Raw genomic sequence first — 19,024 nt, 5'->3', positions numbered from 1 at the left:
ATCATTTCATCAATGCAAAAAAATAAAATCTTTATAAAGGCAAAGTGTGATATTCACGTTTCAAATACATCAAAGCATCTTTTTCTTTATTACAGTTGATTGCAACAACCTCACCAATCAAAACACAATGGGTTGCGTGTTCGTGCCAACAAATCAAACGACAATCAAACGACGCTAGAGCGTCTGAAAGACTAGGCGCCCCCGTTTGCAAAGCTCCCCATTGAGCAACATCAAAACGCTCATTTTGTGTAGAATTGCAACGCCTCGAAAAAACATCCGCTAATGAGCGATGTTTTCCTGCCAAGCTATTAACACAAAAATTTCCATTCTCCATAAACACCTGATTCTTTAAATTATGGCGCATGAGACAAACAAGAAGGGTTGGAGGATTATCAGATAAAGAACAACACGCCGAAACAGTCACCCCGCGTCTTCCCTTAATACCATTTGTTGTCACAATATGCACAGCTCCTGCAAAAAGACTCATGGCATCTCGATATTCTTGGGAAGAAACCGCAATAGTATGTTTATGTTGAAGTTCAGGCATCAAATATGTTTTATGATTCGACATATCTTTCACTTATAAAGCTTTAAAATTTCAAGCGATCTTTCCATAAAAAGACCTATAATACATATTTTTTCTTTTCCGTCATAACACAAAAAATATTTGTGTATACACAGCGATATGATAAAAACTGCCAATCTAAGGAGATTTTAATGCCCCATGCACATCTCATTTCGCCTTCTCTCTTGGCTTCTGATTTTTCTAAACTTGGACGAGAAATGTTAGATGTTGTTGATGCTGGTGCAGATTGGCTTCATCTTGATATTATGGATGGGCACTTTGTTCCTAACATCACCTTTGGTCCTGAAATTGTCAAAGCTCTGCGCCCATTAACAAAAGCAATATTTGATGTCCACCTGATGATCGCACCAGTAGACCCTTATTTAGAAGCTTTTGCAAAAGCAGGTTCCGATATTATAACTATTCATGCTGAAGCAGGTCCACATCTTCATCGTTCATTACAAACAATCAAAAAAATGGGGAAAAAAGCAGGAATCGCACTCAATCCAAGCACCCCTGAACATATCCTTGAATATTTGCTTGATCAATTAGATCTCATTCTCATCATGACGGTCAATCCCGGTTTTGGTGGACAAAGTTTTATTCCAGAAATAAAAGATAAAATTAAGCGCGTTAAAAGCATGATTGCAAACCGCCCTATTGATCTTGAAGTTGATGGTGGTATCACCGTTGATACAATTGGGATAGCTGCAAAAGCTGGTGCAAATGTATTTGTCGCAGGCTCTGCAATTTATAAAGATGGAAATAAAGAGCTTTACAAAACACGTATTAATGCATTGCGGCAAGCCGCAATCCTCTCACAACAAGGAAAAAAATGATGATCGCACGTTATTCCCGCCCTGCAATGGTAACAATTTGGTCTCCTGAAACAAAATATCGTATTTGGTTTGAAATTGAAGCCCATGCCTGTGATGCCCTTGCTCAATTAGGGATTATTCCGAAAGAAGCCGCCAAAGTCATTTGGGAAAAAGGGGCAGCAGCTAAATTTGATATCAATCGCATTGATGAAATTGAAGCAATTACCAAACATGATGTTATCGCATTTCTAACCCACCTAGCTGAATTCATTGGACCAGAAGCACGTTTTATCCACCAAGGCATGACATCATCTGATGTTCTCGATACAACACTAAACATTCAATTGATGCGTGCGAGTGATATTTTGCTAGAGGATATAGACCAACTTCTTGAAGCATTAAAAAGACGGGCTTTTGAGCATAAAGAGACAATCACCATTGGGCGGAGTCATGGCATTCATGCCGAACCGACAACATTTGGAATCAAGTTTGCTCTTGCATACGCTGAATTTTCCCGTTGTCGCAAACGTCTTCTTGCCGCACGAGAAGAAATTTCTACTTGCGCGATTTCAGGAGCTGTAGGAACTTTTGCAAATATCGATCCACGCGTTGAAGCACATGTAGCAAAAGCCTTGAGGATGCGTGCTGAACCGGTTTCCACCCAAGTAATACCAAGAGATCGTCATGCTATGTTTTTTGCAACACTTGGTGTTATTGCTTCCTCTATTGAAAGGCTAGCAATAGAAATACGCCATTTACAACGAACAGAAGTTCTTGAAGCAGAGGAACATTTCTCACCTGGGCAAAAAGGTTCATCGGCAATGCCTCATAAACGTAATCCAGTTTTAACAGAAAATTTAACTGGATTAGCCCGTATGGTACGTGCATTTGCACTCCCAGCCATGGAAAATGTAGCTCTTTGGCATGAACGTGATATTTCCCATTCATCTGTTGAGCGTTATATTGCTCCAGATGCGACTATTACACTTGATTTTGCTCTTTCTCGCCTCACATCTGTCATTGAAAATCTCATTGTCTATCCAGAAAATATGCAAAAAAATCTCAATAAATTCCGCGGTCTTGTTCACTCACAACGGGTTCTTTTAGCACTCACACAAGCAGGGATTAGTCGTGAAGATTCTTATCGGATTGTACAACGAAATGCGATGAAAGTTTGGGAACAAGGAAAAGATTTTTTAGAAGAACTCCTCAACGATAAAGATGTTACCAAAGCTTTAAGTGAAGAAGAACTTCGCGAAAAATTTGATCTTTCTTACCACACCAAACATATCAATACGATTTTTAAACGTGTTTTTGAAGAACAATAAAGCGACATAGAAAACCAAAATCCATTCCACCTATGATCAAAAATCTGTTGTAACAAAGAAAACAATTCATGAAAGCAAATCAACTCGATATTCTTATTGTTCCTGGCTACAAAGGATCTGGTCCAGATCATTGGCAAACACGCTGGGAAAAAAAATTGTCGACAGCCCGCCGCATTGAACAACTCCATTGGTCAAAGCCTGTTTGTGAAGAGTGGGTTAACAAAGTTAAAACCGCCATCGCAAAAGCTCAAAGACCTGTTATGCTTATTGCTCATTCATTAGGAGTTCCCAGTGTTATTCATGCAACTGTACAAAATACAGAAAAAATTTGTGGTGCTTTCTTTGTTGCCCCTCTAGATGTCGCCAATGAAAAAATACGTCCCAAACATTTAATGACATTTGGCCCCTATCATCGCCAAAAGCTTCCTTTTCCTTCTATTGTCATAGCCAGTCGCAACGATGAGTTTTGTCAATTTTCAGTAGCAGAAAAAATTGCCAATGATTGGGGATCACTCTTTGTTGATGCTGGGTATTCTGGCCATATTAACGCAGAATCCGGACACGGACCTTGGCCTGAAGGGCTTATGGTCCTCTCTCACTTTCTTGCAAAAATTTGATCCAAAAGAGGTGATCTTCTTTCTCATCGCTTATGTATCTTCACCTTTGGATAAACGTGTAATGATAAAAATTATAAAAGTATCATAGCAATATCATTGAGAAATTCTATCAATTAGGATAGTATCATTTATCAATGTTATTAAAAACCTCTCAAGATAAATAGAGAATCATGATGAATCGTCGCCACCGTATTTATGAAGGCAAGGCTAAAATTTTATATGAAGGACCTGAACCAGGGACTTATATTCAATTTTTTAAAGATGATGCAACTGCCTTTAATGCAAAAAAACATGAAATTATCGACGGAAAGGGGGTTTTAAACAACCGAATTTCGGAACATATTTTTAGCCATCTTGGACGTTTGGGCATCCCAACACATTTTATCAAACGTATAAACATGCGCGAACAGCTTATTAAAGCGGTGGAAATCATTCCGTTGGAAGTTGTTGTTCGCAATGTTGCTGCCGGCTCTCTTGCTAAGCGTTTAGGACTGGAAGAAGGAACCCCGCTTCCGCAATCCATCATTGAATTCTACTATAAAAATGATTCTCTCGATGATCCTATGGTAACGGAAGAACATATCACAGCTTTTGGGTGGGCTGTCCCACAAGAGATAGAAGATATCATGCAACTTTCAATTCGTATTAATGATTTTCTTTCTGGGCTTTTTGCCGGTGTTAACATCCAATTAATTGATTTTAAAATGGAATTTGGTCGCCTGTGGGAAGATGAAACAATGCGCATTATTCTTGCTGATGAAATCTCTCCTGATTCTGCACGACTATGGGATATGCACACACAAGAAAAAATGGATAAAGACCGTTTTCGTCGTGATATGGGAGGGCTTATTAATGCCTATCAAGAAGTTGCCAAACGTCTTGGTATTATGAATGAAAACGAACCAACACGACCAAGTGGTCCCGTTCTCGTAAAGTAAAAACAAGGTAAAAAACATCACCTTATACATCCCCCCTCTTCAAAGGAGAGGTTCTTTTAAAAAGCAGGAAGCAAAAAATGAAAGCACGCATTACAGTTACTTTAAGAGAAAGCGTTCTTGATCCACAAGGAGAAGCGATTGTCGGTGCTTTAAAAAGTTTGGCTTTCGAAGGCATTCAATCCATTCGTCAAGGAAAGGTTTTTGATATTGTTCTTGATGATCTACCTTCTGAAACTGCAAAGAAAAAACTTGAACAAATGTGTGAAGAGTTACTCGCAAATACTGTCATTGAAAATTATACAATCGAACTTCTGTAAGTGAAACGCTCATGAAAACTGCCATCATTCAACTTCCTGGATTAAATCGTGATCGAGATATGGTTGCAGCATTACATCATATAACGGGAGTTGAGCCACTAAAAATTTGGCAAACAGAAACAACAATTCCAGATGTAGATGTTATTATTATTCCTGGTGGTTTTTCCTATGGCGACTACTTAAGATGTGGTGCAATTGGAGCGCGAACTCCCGTCTTAAAAGCCATTCGTGAAAAAGCACAAGAAGGTACAACAATAATAGGTATCTGTAATGGATTTCAAATTTTGTTGGAAGCAGGATTATTACCCGGTACTTTAATGCGTAACGCTTCTTTAAAATTTGTTTGTCGTGAAATCAAACTTGAAGTCATCAACGCCAAGACAAAATTTTCTCAATATTATTCTAAAGGACAAATTATTCGTTGTCCTGTTGCCCATCATGACGGAAATTATTTTGTTGATAGTGAAACATTGAAACAAATGGAAGACAATGAACAAATTGTTTTTCGCTATGCAGAAAATACAAACCCGAACGGCTCAATGAAAGATATTGCTGGTATTGTTAATAAAGTTGGTAATATTCTTGGTATGATGCCTCATCCTGAAAACTTTATTGAACCCGCCCACGGAGGTACTGACGGTCGTTTACTTTTTCAAAGTGCTTTAGAGTTAGTAAATGGATAATACTGCAAAAATACTCGCGCTCCATAATTAAAAAAACAAGGATTTATACCATTTCTTGCATCGTAAATTTATTAAACAAAGCTCTTCACAAACAACAATGGATATTATTTTCTAAAAACATAATTATTTAAGACCATTTTTAGTCTTAAATCCCACCAAACAAACGGACAAAATCTTCAGCTTACGGTCTATAAATATTTTTATTATTAAACAACATTATTGTTTATAATATAAGCTGCTAGGTTAAAAAAATAAAAACACTAAATTTCGATTAATTTGACGGATAAATACTCATGAAGCCTTGCAATAACATCACTATTACACCAGAACTCATTGCACAACACGGGCTAAAAGAAGATGAATATCAACGTATCCTGACGTTAATCGGTAGAGAACCAACATTTACTGAACTAGGAATTTTTTCTGCAATGTGGAACGAACATTGTTCCTATAAATCCTCTAAAAAATGGCTAAAAACTCTTCCGACAGAAGGAAAATGTGTCATCCAAGGACCTGGTGAAAATGCTGGTGTTGTTGATATTGGCGAAGGACAATGTGTTGTTTTCAAAATGGAAAGCCATAACCACCCTTCTTATATTGAACCTTATCAAGGTGCAGCGACAGGTGTTGGTGGTATTTTACGTGATGTCTTTACAATGGGAGCCCGTCCTGTTGCTGCTATGAATGCATTGCGATTTGGTGCTCCTGATCACCCACGAACACGCCATCTTGTTTCTGGTGTTGTTTCTGGAATAGGTGGTTACAGCAATTCTTTTGGTGTTCCAACGGTTGGTGGAGAAGTAAATTTTGATAAGCGTTATAATGGCAATATCCTTGTTAACGCTTTTGTCGCCGGTATTGCAAAGACAAACGCTCTTTTTTATTCTAAAGCGCAAGGTATTGGACTCCCTGTTGTTTATCTGGGTGCAAAAACAGGACGTGATGGTGTCGGTGGAGCAACAATGGCCTCTGCTGAATTTGATGATTCAATCAGTGAAAAACGCCCAACTGTTCAAGTAGGTGATCCTTTTACAGAAAAATGTCTTCTTGAAGCATGTTTAGAGCTCATGGAACTTGGAGCCGTAGTTGCTATTCAAGATATGGGGGCAGCAGGACTTACCTCTTCTGCCGTTGAAATGGGTGCAAAAGGAAATCTAGGGATACAGCTTAATCTCGATACAGTTCCTGTTCGAGAAGAAAACATGACAGCCTATGAAATGATGCTTTCTGAAAGTCAAGAGCGCATGCTCATGGTTCTTAAACCAGAACTAGAAAAGCAAGCAGAAGCAATTTTTCATAAGTGGGGGCTGCATTTTTCTATCATTGGGAAAACAACCGATGATTTACGTTTTCGTGTATCTCATCAAGGGGAAGAAGTTGTCAATCTTCCCATCAAAGAGCTTGGTGATGAAGCGCCTGTTTATGATCGTCCTTGGAGTGAGCCGGCAAAAAAAACATCCTTGAAAGCAGAAGACGTCAAAAAAGTTGAAAATCTTGGTGATGCGCTTCTGAGCTTATTGAATTCTGCTGATCAAAGTTCTCGGCGATGGGTTTATGAACAATATGATACTCTTATCCAAGGAAATAGCCTTGTTTGTCCAGGAGGTGATGCAGGCGTTATCCGTTTAGGAAACAACAGCAAACGTGCTCTTGCTTTTTCTTCTGATGTAACACCTCGCTATTGTGAAGCAGACCCTTATGAAGGAGGAAAACAAGCTGTCGCAGAATGCTGGCGAAACATTAGTACGACAGGTGCAACACCACTGGCTGCTACAGATAATCTCAATTTTGGTAACCCTGAAAAACCTGAAATTATGGGACAGCTGGTTTTTGCTATTAAAGGTATAGGAGAAGCTTGTAGAATCCTCGATTTTCCTATCGTTTCAGGCAATGTTTCTCTTTACAACGAAACAAATGGGGAAGCCATTCTTCCAACCCCCACAATTGCTGGTGTAGGTCTTCTTAATGATTGGTCTAAAATGGTAACAATAAGTGGTATGCAAAATGGAGATATTCTTGTTTTAGTAGGAAATTGCGGCTCCCATTTAGGACAATCAATCTATGCACGTAACATTTTAAATATTGATGCAGGTGCCCCCCCCCCTGTAGATTTACAACTTGAAAAAAAGCATGGTCAATTTATTCGAGATGTCATACATCGTGGTTTTGTTCATGCTGCTCATGACATTTCTGACGGAGGATTAGCGATAGCACTTGCTGAAATGGTGATTAAAGCAGGTAAAGGAATCAAAGTAAAATTAAGCAATAAATCACCCCATCATGCAGAACTTTTTGGAGAAGACCAAGGACGTTATCTTTTAGCCGTCAAACCTCACTCTCTTAATAGTCTTAAAGAGCTCGCACAAATAAGTGCAGTTTCTTTAACAGAGCTAGGTCAAGTTGCAGGTGATGCACTTGATATAGATGGAATACTAAAACTTTCTATAGACAAACTCACAAAAGCCTATGAAAACTGGTTTCCCCAATTTATGGGTGAAGAGTAAAAATTGTTTTTTCTCTTAAACAGCCTTTATAAAAAAATGAACAACATAGGAGAATAATGATGGCAATGAGTGCCCATGCAATTGAAACGCTTATTCGTGAAGGCATTCCTGATGCTACTGTAACAATTCGTGATCTTGCTGGAGATGGGGAACATTATGCTGCAGAAGTTATTTCTGAAAGTTTTCGTGGTAAAACCCGTGTTCAACAACATAAAATGGTCTATGATGCCCTTAAAGGCAATATGGGAAATGACCTTCACGCCTTAATGTTGCAAACAAATGTCCCAAAATAATCTAAAATTTCTTCTTGCATTCACACATTTAATACGATTAAAAGCAGTATGAATATAAATTACACACTGATAAAAATCTGAAATATCGAGGGATAAAAATGACCACTGTTCATGATTTTATTGACAAAGAAATTAAAACAAACGACGTCATTTTATTCATGAAAGGAACACCTGACGCTCCGCAATGCGGGTTTTCAGGACAAGTTGTTCAAATTCTTGATTATTTAAGATTGAATTATAAAGGGATTAATATCTTAACTTCTAACGAATTGCGTCAAGGGATTAAAGATTACTCAAATTGGCCAACAATTCCACAGCTGTATATCAAGGGTGAATTTATCGGAGGCTGTGATATTGTTAAAGAGATGTTTCAAAACAATGAGTTACAGGAACTTTTGAAAGAAAAAAATATTCCATGTAATCAATCATAGGTATCTTTCATTTTATTCAGACTCTTAAAAAGAGCTGTTTTCAGACGAAATTTTTATTTCAAGGATGCCATATGTCATATTCAGTCGATGAACAAATGCATAGAGATGCGATTAGAAACAAAATTGGCTATAAAGAATTTGTTATTCTTATTGCTTCGCTCATGGCTATTAACGCTATAGCTGTTGATATTATGCTGCCAGCTATGCCCAATATTTTAGACGGCTTAAATGTTCTCAATGAAAATGATCAACATTATATCATTTCAAGTTATCTTATTAGCTATGGCATTGCTCAAATATTTTTCGGTCCAATAAGCGATAGATATGGACGACGTAAACTTATTCTTCTCGGGCTTGCTTTTTATTCATTTACAGCGATTGGCTGTGCCTTTGTAACTGATTTTTCTCTCTTACTTATTTTACGTATCTTGCAAGGTATTGGAGGGGCTGCTATGCGGGTTCTTACAGTTTCCGTCGTACGTGATCTTTACAGTGGTCGAAAAATGGCAGAAGTTATGTCTATTGTTATGATGGTTTTTCTTGTTGCACCAATGGTTGGTCCCGCAACAGGACAGATCATTCTACTACTCGGACATTGGCAATATATTTTTATTTTCATGGCAATGATTGGTTTAGGACTGATGATTTGGATTCAACTGCGCTTGCCTGAAACTCTTTATGCGCAACGCTCTCTTTCCTTTTCTTCAGTTAAACACAACTTATGGATTGTAATAACCAATCGCACAACACTTTGCTATACACTTGCAACTTCCATTATTTTAGGCTGTATCTTTACCGCCGTTAATACATCACAACAAACGTATGAAGGGATCTATAATCTAGGACTTTGGTTCCCTATTGCTTTTGCAGTTGGTGCTGCATTTCAAGCTCTATCATCATTCTTTAACTCTCAACTCGTTGGACGCCTTGGAATGCGGCGTATTGCTCATACTATGCTTTTGCTCTTTTGTGCCACTTCATGCATTTGGTTTATTGGGTCCATCTTAGCAGGTGGTGTTATCCCTTTTCCTTTTTATATGACGTTATATTGTATATTAATGTTTACCTGCGGTGGTATTATGGCCAATTTCAATACACTCGCTCTTGAACCTGTAGGAGAAATTGCTGGAACAGCTTCTTCTGTATCCGGCTTTCTTCAAACATCTATCGGTGCAGGACTTAGCTTTTTTATTGCCCAACAATTTGATGAAACAACCATCCCAAACTCAGCAGGATTTTTCTTTCTGAGTCTCACTGCCATACTTCTCGTCTTATGGGCTGAACGTGGTCATCTTTTTAGGCAATATAATAGTAATCCTAACGAATAAATATTACTACGAAAGATTAATAACATCTCTCTTGAACAATAAGAGGATAAACCTATCAGACAAAATAAAACATCTCCAAATAGAACACTCTTGTGTTAAACATTCACATTGTTTGTTTAAAGGTACAGCTCTCGAAATATCAAATCATTTCACGACAGCACCCATAAATGGTATAATGTAAAAAAATAAACATATCTATTGTTGCAACAACTCTTGTCTGTGAAACAGTTTATTAAAAAATATTTTGATTCTTTTCCTCAATAGTTTTTATGAAGACGGGCTGGCCTCTCATCTCATGACAGGCAAACAAACAGTTTTGATTGATTTAACATAAACAAGATCGAAATAAGAGAAGAACTTACGCTTTAGGTCTTTCGTTCAATATAAAAAATAATAAATTATCTTTATAAATTAATATCTTACACAATCATAAAACCATAGGGAACTTTCCCGTGTATAAAATACATTTAATTGATAAATTTTCCTGATTTTGGAAATCCTCTTGGAACCAAACGCCCGACGCCCGCACGCATTCCCATCCATTCAATGAGATCATCAGCTTGACGGTTAAAGATTCGTTCAGCTGTATCTTGCCAACTTAAGCCTTCTGATAAATTAAAAGTCTTGGCATCAACAACAACACCTTCTTTATAACGCTGTAAACGAACACCCTTACCGCGATTCATTTCTGGTATTTGTTCAATAGAAAAAATAAGCATTTTACGGTTTTCACCGACTACAGCAACATGATCACCATTTACCGGAACACAAAGCTTTACCTTATCAGGAGCTTTCACATTCATTACTTGCTTTCCTTTTCGTGTATTGGCGATCACTTCTGAAGAAGAAACAATAAAACCATTACCGTGAGATGAAATCAAGAGCAATTTTTCCTCGGCGTGATGCACAAAAGCTGTAAGAACATCGTGCTCATCATCCATATCAACTAAAAGACGAATAGGTTCACCATGTCCCCGCCCTCCAGGTAAACTATTTGCACCAATAGCAAAAAACTTTCCCCCCGTACTGATCAGCACAATCTTGTCGGTCGTAAATGCTGGAAATGCTAACTTTAAACTGTCTCCTTCTTTAAAAGAAAGCGCTTTATAATCGGTCAAATGTCCCTTCAAAGCGCGCATCCACCCCTTTTCAGAAATAACAATAGTAATCGGTTCTTTTTCGATCATTGCTTGTTGAATATCATCAAGATCATGACTTGGTGCCTCTTCAAACGTCGTACGCCTTTTCCCTAAGAGTGTTTCAGGACCAAAAGTGTTTCGAACTTTTTTGATTTCTTCTGAAATTATTTTCCACTGTTTTATAGGAGAAGCTAACAAATTCTGTAGCTTTTCTTTTTCAGCTTTCAAACTTTCAAATTCTTTACGAATTTCAAATTCCTCAAGCTTACGCAAAGAACGCAAGCGCATATTAAGAATAGCTTCAGCTTGATTTTCTGTTAATTCAAAACGACTGATCAGCTGCTTTTTAGGTTCATCCTCTTCACGAATAATCTGAATGACCTCATCGAGATTTAAATAGGCAATAAGATATCCATGAAGAATTTCCAATCGGCTATCAATTTGATCAAGCCGATAATGAGAGCGACGAATAAGCACTTCTTGACGATGTTCAAGCCATTGCTGCAAACTTTCTCGCAAAGAAAGGACATTGGGTATTTTTCCCAAAGACAAAACATTAAGATTAAGGGGAAATCTTACTTCAAAGTCAGTCAATTTAAAAAGAGACTCCATAAGGAGCTCCGGATCAACCGACCGATTTTTAGGAACCAGCACGATTCTGATATCTTCTGCTGATTCATCTTGGATATCCTCAAGCATTGGCAATCGGCGTGCAAGCAATAACTCTGCTGTTTTTTCAATAAGACGTGACTTTTGAATCTGATAGGGAATTTCAGTCACAACAATCACATAAGAACCACGGCTACCAGATTCCTGATGCCAACGTGAACGCAAGCGAAAGAATCCACGCCCAACACGATAGGATTCCTCAATACTTTTTTTAGGTTCAACTAAAATTCCTCCCGTCGGAAAATCAGGACCAAGAACGAATTGATTTAATTCCTCATCATTTACATCGGGATGCGCAATCAAATGGAGCGCTGCATCACAAAGCTCAGCAACATTATGGGGTGGAATAGATGTTGCCATACCAACAGCAATACCAGAAGAACCATTTGCTAAAAGATTAGGGAAAGCTCCTGGTAAAACAACAGGCTCTTCATCTTCCTCATTATAGGTTAAACGAAAATCAATAGCATTCTCATTAATTCCTTCAAGTAACAATGCAGCCACTTCAGTCATACGTGCTTCCGTATAACGCATGGCAGCAGCATTATCACCATCAATATTACCAAAATTGCCTTGCCCATCAACCAACGGATAACGAACAGCAAAATTTTGAGCCAAGCGCACCAAGGCATCATAAATAGACGAATCCCCATGAGGATGAAATTTTCCCATGACGTCACCAACAATCCGCGCACATTTCGCATAAGACTGTCCAGGATTTAGTTTGAGAAGACGCATCGCATGAACAATCCGCCGGTGGACAGGCTTCAATCCATCACGCACATCAGGCAATGCACGGTGTGTAATCGTAGAAAGTGCATAAGCCAAATAACGTTCCTGTAAAGCAGAACGTAATTCTATTGGTTCAATATGTTCTTTATCAAAAGGTAAATTCATTTTATCAGACATAGTATTAAAACAACAATTCCCACAATAATAAGAAATTATTTTATAGGATTTATTTAATGAAAGCTTCTATGAGTCGGCTTTTTTATTAAAAGTCAATTACATAAAAACAAACGCTGCAATTAGAACATGAACAGAAAATTATATCAATTTGAAAAATTTATACATGTCCTTCCCCCCTTGTCCTAAGTAATTTATTGAAAGCTTTGTCAAATTCGACGATAATTTAACTGCCCACAAAGAGTTATTTCATCTTTTCTGGAATGACAAAAGCACCTTTCAAACATCATCTTTTATTATAAAGATAAATTGTATAACAACCACATTCAGTTTTTCTATGAAAAACTAAAAAATATTCAAAACTTATGAAATTTAAACTTTTCAGAGTAAGTCCATAGAATGGAAAATCACATTATTCTCATAAAAACGAAGAGACACAATTCTCTGCTACAACGTTGTAAAAACTTCAATAAAAAACAAATAATATATTGACATATAAAGATAATTCATTTTTTTCAACTAAAATGAGACTCTCGAATATTATAGAATTCTTTTATTTCTAATTTATTCATGACCAAGCAATCATAATTATTTTCTCACCTATCACAAGGAGAAGAGCCACTATAGAAACAAGGAATAAAAATGCCTCGTAAAAAATTAAACAATAGCGTTTTGCCTATCTAAATTTCACAAACAGTACACACACACCGATGGCTCTTGAGAGGCATCAAAACTTCACTCTACGTAGAAAAGATGAAAACAATCCATTATCAACTTTATGAGCTATTTTTGTGAGTAGGAGCCATGCGGATTCCTAAATCACGTAATTGTGTAGGAGAAACATCAGACGGAGCACTCATCAAAAGATCAAGCGCCTGTTGATTCATAGGGAATAAAGCAACTTCACGCAAATTTTTAACACCTTGCAACAGCATAATGATGCGGTCAATTCCCGCAGCCATGCCACCATGTGGCGGAGCCCCATAATGGAATGCACGATAAAGACCACCGAAACGATCTTTCACAACTTCCTTAGAAAGTCCTACAAGTTCAAAAACTTTAAGCATCATTTCTGGTAAGTGATTACGAATTCCACCTGATGCAATTTCATAACCATTGCAAACAAGATCATATTGAAAGGCTTTAATAGTAAGAGGATCTTGACAGGCAAGAGCATTTTCTCCCCCTTGAGGCATGGAAAAAGGATTATGTCCAAAATCAATCTTTTTTTCATCTTCATTCCATTCAAAAAATGGAAAATCAACAATCCACGCCAAAGAGAAACTATCTCTATCAAGAAGATCTAATTCTTCCCCTACCCTTGTGCGTGCTGCTCCGGCAAAAGATGGAAACTTTTTTGGATCGCCAGCTACAAAAAAACAGGCGTCCCCACTTTCAAGTCCAAGCTGTATACGAATTGCTTCAGTCCTCTGTTCACCAATATTTTTGGCGATAGGCCCTGCTCCTTCAAATTTTCCTTCTTCTTCACGCCAGAAAATATAGCCGAGTCCTGGTTGCCCCTCGCCTTGTGCCCATACATTCATACGATCACAAAAAGCACGACTTCCACCCGTTTTAGCTGGGATAGCCCACACTTGTGCATTCTCATCATTCGCTAAAATTTGAGCAAAAACTTTGAAACCAGAATTATAAAAATGCTGAGAAACATCTTCCATAATGATCGGATTACGTAGATCAGGCTTATCAGAACCATATTTTCGCATTGCTTCATCATAGGAAATGCGAGGAAAGCTTTGTGTCACAGTTTTTCCATCTGCAAATTCTTCAAAAATAGAACGCATAATAGGTTCCATAGTTGCTAAAACATCTTCTTGCTCAACAAAACTCATTTCAACATCTAATTGATAAAATTCACCAGGAAGACGGTCGGCCCTTGGATCTTCATCTCTAAAACATGGAGCAATCTGAAAATAACGATCAAAACCTGACATCATCAACAACTGTTTATATTGCTGTGGCGCTTGCGGTAGCGCATAAAATTTTCCCTGATGAACACGACTTGGAACCAAAAAATCACGTGCGCCTTCCGGCGATGAAGCTGTCAAAAGCGGCGTCGTAAATTCCGTAAAACCATTATTTTGCATAGCCCGTCTCATGGCCGCAATAATTTCAGTCCGACGCATGATATTTTTGTGCATAGTCTCCCGACGCAAATCAAGAAAACGATATTTTAATCGAATATCTTCTGGATAATCAGGCTCACCAAAAACCGGTAAAGGAAGCTCATCAGATTTTGAAAGAATTTCTACCTCTTGTGCAAAAATTTCAATCTCACCTGTTGGAAGCGTTGCATTAATAACCTCATCAGAACGAGCACATACCTCCCCATCCACACGAATAACCCATTCAGAACGCACTTTTTCAATAAATTTAAAAGCTGGTGAAGCAGGGTCAGCAACAATTTGTGTGATTCCAAAATGATCACGTAAATCTACAAAAAGAATTCCTCCATGATCACGAACACGATGAACCCACCCCGAAAGACGAACTTGTGTTCCTACATCACATCTACGAAGAGCCGCACAATGATGACTGCGATAACGGTGCATGTTTTTTGCCTTTGATTATAATATTCACATGCGCTACAAACGCTTTTTAATAACCATTTGTCAAGATATGAGAATAAAAACTCAGAAATAAAGTCAATAAAGCACAAATTTAATTTATCGAATTATAATAAAATGATGAATCTTATTACACAAACAACAGATCTTGAAATTGCACTTAACGCTCTACGTACCTCTGATTTTGTAACAGTCGATACTGAGTTTATTCGCGAAACAACTTTTTGGCCTCAACTGTGTTTAATCCAGCTCGCATCACCAGATGTCACAGTTTTGATTGATCCCATAGCACCAAATATTGATTTACAACCTTTTTTTGACCTTATGATCGATAAAAAAGTTGTAAAAGTTTTTCATGCTGCGCGCCAAGATATTGAAACAATTTATCATCTTGGAGGTGTTATTCCTTCCCCTCTCTTTGATACGCAAATAGCAGGATCAATTTGTGGATTTGGTGATTCTATCTCCTATGATCAAATTGTACAACGCTGCACGGGGCATCATCTTGATAAATCCTCCCGCTTTACAGACTGGAGTTACCGCCCTTTGTCTGAAAAACAACTGCTCTATGCACTTGCCGATGTAACTTACTTAAGAGATGTTTACCTGTTATTGAAAAAAAGGTTAGAAAAAAATCAACGTGCTCACTGGATGAACGATGAAATAACAATCCTTTTAAATCCTAAAACCTATGATATGCCAGAAGATGAAGCATGGAAAAAAGTGAAAGGAAAAATTAAAAAGCCACGTGAACTTGCTGTATTACAAAAGATAGCAGCTTGGCGGGAACGTGAAGCACGAAAATACAATATGCCACGTCGTCATATCATAAAAGATGAATGTCTTATAGAAATAGCAACCCAACAACCAAAAGATGAATCTGCATTAAAACGGTTGCGCAGTCTTAATAAGAATTGGGATAAACTCTCAATTGCTCAATCATTAATCAAAGCTGTCCACGAAGGCTTAGAGGTAAATCTTTCTACTTTACCCCCCATTCCTAAACATAATCCACTCAATGATACGACAGCCGCTGTTATCGATCTGCTCAAAGTGTTATTAAAAATTGTTGCAAATGAAAACAGCATTGCCCCTAAAATTATTGCAACATCTAATGATTTAGAAAAAATTGCCAATGGAGGAATAAAGAAAAATATTCCCGCTATGAATGGCTGGCGCTATGAAATATTTGGTCAAAAAGCCGAACAACTGCTAAAGGGCCAGATAGGGTTTTACTGTAACGATGGAAAAATAAACACAAAACAGCTTTAATTTACATTTTCATTTTGAAAAATCCATTATATGCTACTCATTATCTACATCAATTAGTATACCCTATAGGCCAACGGAAATAGGATAAATAAAGCCTACTTCTGACAAAGTTAAAAAATTAAATAGTAAACTCTTATTAAAATGATAGCTAAATCTTTATCAGGTCAATCAAATAGCAATCCCTTTAAAAATAATCTAAAAAAACAAACAGCTCCTTATTTAAAAGTTTTGAAAAGAAAAAGTTCTGATATAAAAGCGCATTCATTACAAAAATAGCAGCCTAGAAATAGGAACAAACAAAGATATAATGCCTCACGTCACCATATCATATTAAAAAACTACCGAGATTGCAATCTAACAATCAAAAACAAGCCAGCATAACAACTAAAATACCTAAAAAAAGCAATATATTGATTTCTAACGATAATCTAGCGTTATTTATATTGAATTAGACCTCCGAATATCGTAAAATTCTCTCATTTCATCTCAATAAGACTCATAAAGTTTCACATAAGAAATTATATGATAAAGCGCTGTTTTTTATAAATTAAACACCTTTCAAAGGATTCAAAAATCATGGTTAATAAATAGTTATGATTTATTTCTATTTTTTATATTGAAAGGATTTTATAATGACTGAAATGATATTCTTTTGACAGACCGTAAAAGTGCAAAACTGTTTCATATGAGTATTTCAACATTCCAGCGTCATGTAACCAATGGATCTCTCCCAAAATCTTTAAAACTTGTTTTTTATCGCGTTGGTTACAATCGAATCTTATCAAGATAATCGAGCAAGCTAAACAGAAACATTATAACGACGCAGCATAAAAAGAAAACCTTTTCACGTAAAAATGGACAAAACTTTTCATTTTCACATGAAGCTTATGAAGTGAAAAATCCATCCTGTGACGCAAATAACAGAATAAAAAATTATGTTTTCTTTTATGAATGCTCAGGCATTAACAAATGCTTTGCGTGGTGTCTAGCATGGGCGCGTTATGGAACAAGTCCTATTGTTCAGCTCATGATGATAGGCTACCTAGTTTATCCCTCGTCAATAGCCCTATATTATAAGACATAAAACACGAATAAATTAGGAAAAAAATCAAAAAATTTCAAAAGCGAGAGGTTGTTTTATTATTTTTGATAACTTCTGTAATCGTCCAAAAGGACGTTCTCCTAATAATCCAGCGTAATTCTTTGGGATCTGCAGGATAATATGATCTGCTTTTCTATGCCACAATAAATGAGGTAAAATTCCTGCAACAGAAGCACTGAAAAGATGAGCAATACGCATAGTTTCGCCAAGAATACGTGCTTTTTCAATTATATTTTGAGTTGCTAATTGAAAAATGGGAAGAGATTCTTTATCAACCAATAAACTCGTATTGCGAAAAAAAACAGCAAGCGCCGCGTAAAGGCGCCCTTCATGAGAAATTCCTGGATAAGATCCTAAAGCTATTTGATTTGCTGCTTCATTGCCTCGATAATCTGGATGTATACGCCAACCAATATCCGCAAGAAGACAAGCGGCTTGACGATAACGGCATTCATTTTCCGTTTCTGAAATTCCAAAAACTTCAAAAGCATTCGTCGTAAAATCAATGAGTTCTTCTGCTTGTTTTGGTGAACGTGCCCGTAAAATAGCCATTTCTGTGCATGCTGCAATGAGAGGATCTGAAAGTCGAATCGCCTGCGGCAATCGTGAATAAAGAAAACCTTCACGAACGCCAGCACCAGAAAAGATTATCTTTTCAAACTCCATACACTGAATGAGTTCAATAAGAACTATTGCCCCATAAGATAAAAGTTTTCGACGGTTCTGAGAAACCGCTGCAATCCCTCTCATATTATCAATATTGCCACGTGCTACAAGACGTAAAAAGTTCTCCATTTCAACAGCATCAACTTCATAGCCATGCATAACAGGAAGCCGATAGTGTTTCATTGCCATATGGAGTTTTGCCAAATTACGCCATGTCCCCCCTACTGCATAAAAATAACGTGCTATACCTTTACGAGTACGAACAACAGACGATTTATAAAATTGCTCATGTACAATTTTTTTAGCTACAGCACTATCATTATTTGACATATACTGTAGCCTTAAACCACCCAATGGGAGCGTTATCCCTTCACCAACATCAGAATGATCAATATCAATCAGCTCAAGACTTCCACCACCAAGATCCCCAGAAATACCTTTTGGTTGATAAAAAGTAGACACAACTCCATATGCTGAATACATAGCTTCTTCACTTCCTGAAAGAAGATATATTTTATTTTGCAAAATATCTTCAGCATGCTGAATAAATGCTACGCCATTCTGTGCATCTCGTGCTGCCGCTGTTGCTAAAGTATAGACCTCATCTGCCCCAATCTGTCGACAAAGCGTACGAAATCGTTTCAGTGTTTGCAACGCCATTTTCATCGATTTTTCTTCTAAAAATCCTGTTTTCGCCACACCATGACCGAGACCACAAAGAATCTTTTCATTAAATAAAACTGTTGGTGATCGAACAAGCCCCTCATAAATAACCAACCGAACAGAATTTGAGCCAATGTCAATAACAGCAACAGGCTTACGCCCTTTTAACCGACCTTGAGCATCTCTATATGTCATTGGAT

The 19,024-nt window shown here is 37.4% G+C and carries 15 protein-coding genes and 1 pseudogene; 12 read left to right on the top strand and 4 right to left on the bottom strand.

Annotation, left to right across the window (positions count from 1 at the left end; all coding sequences use genetic code 11):
- Positions 1-31: 31 nt before the first annotated feature.
- Positions 32-571 (bottom strand): flavin reductase, encoded by a 540-nt coding sequence (locus ACFINU_RS02415; RefSeq protein WP_375606632.1) that lies wholly within the window; start codon positions 569-571, stop codon positions 32-34.
- Between the two features lie 146 nt (positions 572-717).
- Between ACFINU_RS02415 and rpe the strand changes: the two genes are divergently transcribed.
- From rpe to ACFINU_RS02365, 10 genes are all read left to right on the top strand, one after another.
- Positions 718-1,404, top strand: a complete 687-nt coding sequence (gene rpe / locus ACFINU_RS02410; protein ID WP_375617792.1) for a ribulose-phosphate 3-epimerase — start codon at positions 718-720, stop codon at positions 1,402-1,404.
- The gene (purB, locus tag ACFINU_RS02405; protein ID WP_375617806.1) at positions 1,404-2,711 is read left to right on the top strand and encodes an adenylosuccinate lyase; all 1,308 of its coding nucleotides are present in this window, start codon (positions 1,404-1,406) and stop codon (positions 2,709-2,711) included. Before rpe ends, purB begins: the two co-directional genes overlap by 1 nt.
- Positions 2,712-2,779: 68 nt before the next feature.
- Complete coding sequence (locus ACFINU_RS02400; protein WP_375617791.1) at positions 2,780-3,328, top strand: RBBP9/YdeN family alpha/beta hydrolase; 549 nt, start codon at positions 2,780-2,782, stop codon at positions 3,326-3,328.
- 173 nt (positions 3,329-3,501) lie between these two features.
- Positions 3,502-4,266 carry a phosphoribosylaminoimidazolesuccinocarboxamide synthase gene (gene purC, locus ACFINU_RS02395; protein ID WP_375617805.1) on the top strand — a complete coding sequence of 255 codons (765 nt, stop codon included), beginning with the start codon at positions 3,502-3,504 and terminating at the stop codon, positions 4,264-4,266.
- 77 nt (positions 4,267-4,343) lie between these two features.
- Entirely contained in the window at positions 4,344-4,583 is a 240-nt protein-coding gene (gene purS / locus ACFINU_RS02390; RefSeq protein WP_375611546.1) for a phosphoribosylformylglycinamidine synthase subunit PurS, read from the top strand.
- 11 nt (positions 4,584-4,594) lie between these two features.
- Complete coding sequence (gene purQ / locus ACFINU_RS02385; protein ID WP_375617790.1) at positions 4,595-5,266, top strand: phosphoribosylformylglycinamidine synthase subunit PurQ; 672 nt, start codon at positions 4,595-4,597, stop codon at positions 5,264-5,266.
- A gap of 293 nt (positions 5,267-5,559) precedes the next feature.
- Complete coding sequence (gene purL, locus ACFINU_RS02380; protein ID WP_375617789.1) at positions 5,560-7,770, top strand: phosphoribosylformylglycinamidine synthase subunit PurL; 2,211 nt, start codon at positions 5,560-5,562, stop codon at positions 7,768-7,770.
- 59 nt (positions 7,771-7,829) lie between these two features.
- Entirely contained in the window at positions 7,830-8,063 is a 234-nt protein-coding gene (locus ACFINU_RS02375) for a BolA family transcriptional regulator (protein WP_273791183.1), read from the top strand.
- A 98-nt stretch (positions 8,064-8,161) separates the two neighbouring features.
- Positions 8,162-8,494 carry a Grx4 family monothiol glutaredoxin gene (gene grxD, locus ACFINU_RS02370; RefSeq protein ID WP_375617788.1) on the top strand — a complete coding sequence of 111 codons (333 nt, stop codon included), beginning with the start codon at positions 8,162-8,164 and terminating at the stop codon, positions 8,492-8,494.
- 71 nt (positions 8,495-8,565) lie between these two features.
- A complete protein-coding gene (locus tag ACFINU_RS02365; RefSeq protein ID WP_375617787.1) occupies positions 8,566-9,822 on the top strand; it encodes a multidrug effflux MFS transporter in 1,257 nt (418 codons plus the stop codon).
- Between the two features lie 467 nt (positions 9,823-10,289).
- Here the strand turns inward: ACFINU_RS02365 and parC are convergent, their stop codons facing one another.
- Complete coding sequence (gene parC / locus ACFINU_RS02360; protein ID WP_375617786.1) at positions 10,290-12,539, bottom strand: DNA topoisomerase IV subunit A; 2,250 nt, start codon at positions 12,537-12,539, stop codon at positions 10,290-10,292.
- A 773-nt stretch (positions 12,540-13,312) separates the two neighbouring features.
- On the bottom strand, positions 13,313-15,106 hold the full coding sequence (gene aspS / locus ACFINU_RS02355; protein ID WP_375617785.1) for an aspartate--tRNA ligase: 1,794 nt from the start codon (positions 15,104-15,106) through the stop codon (positions 13,313-13,315).
- Positions 15,107-15,238: 132 nt separating this feature from the next.
- Here aspS and rnd point away from each other — a divergent pair, with 132 nt between their 5' ends.
- Complete coding sequence (gene rnd / locus ACFINU_RS02350; RefSeq protein ID WP_375667334.1) at positions 15,239-16,393, top strand: ribonuclease D; 1,155 nt, start codon at positions 15,239-15,241, stop codon at positions 16,391-16,393.
- A gap of 646 nt (positions 16,394-17,039) precedes the next feature.
- Positions 17,040-17,224 (top strand): annotated as a pseudogene (locus ACFINU_RS02345) (DNA-binding protein).
- A gap of 277 nt (positions 17,225-17,501) precedes the next feature.
- On the opposite strand, the gene ppx reads toward ACFINU_RS02345, so the two are convergent.
- Positions 17,502-19,019, bottom strand: a complete 1,518-nt coding sequence (ppx, locus tag ACFINU_RS02340) for an exopolyphosphatase (RefSeq protein WP_375617783.1) — start codon at positions 19,017-19,019, stop codon at positions 17,502-17,504.
- Between the last annotated feature and the right edge of the window lie 5 nt (positions 19,020-19,024).

The organism is Bartonella sp. AC130YNZD, assembly GCF_042196865.1.
GTDB lineage: Bacteria > Pseudomonadota > Alphaproteobacteria > Rhizobiales > Rhizobiaceae > Bartonella.
Note: the sequence above shows the minus strand (reverse complement) of the source record. Positions and strands in the feature narration are given on the sequence as shown.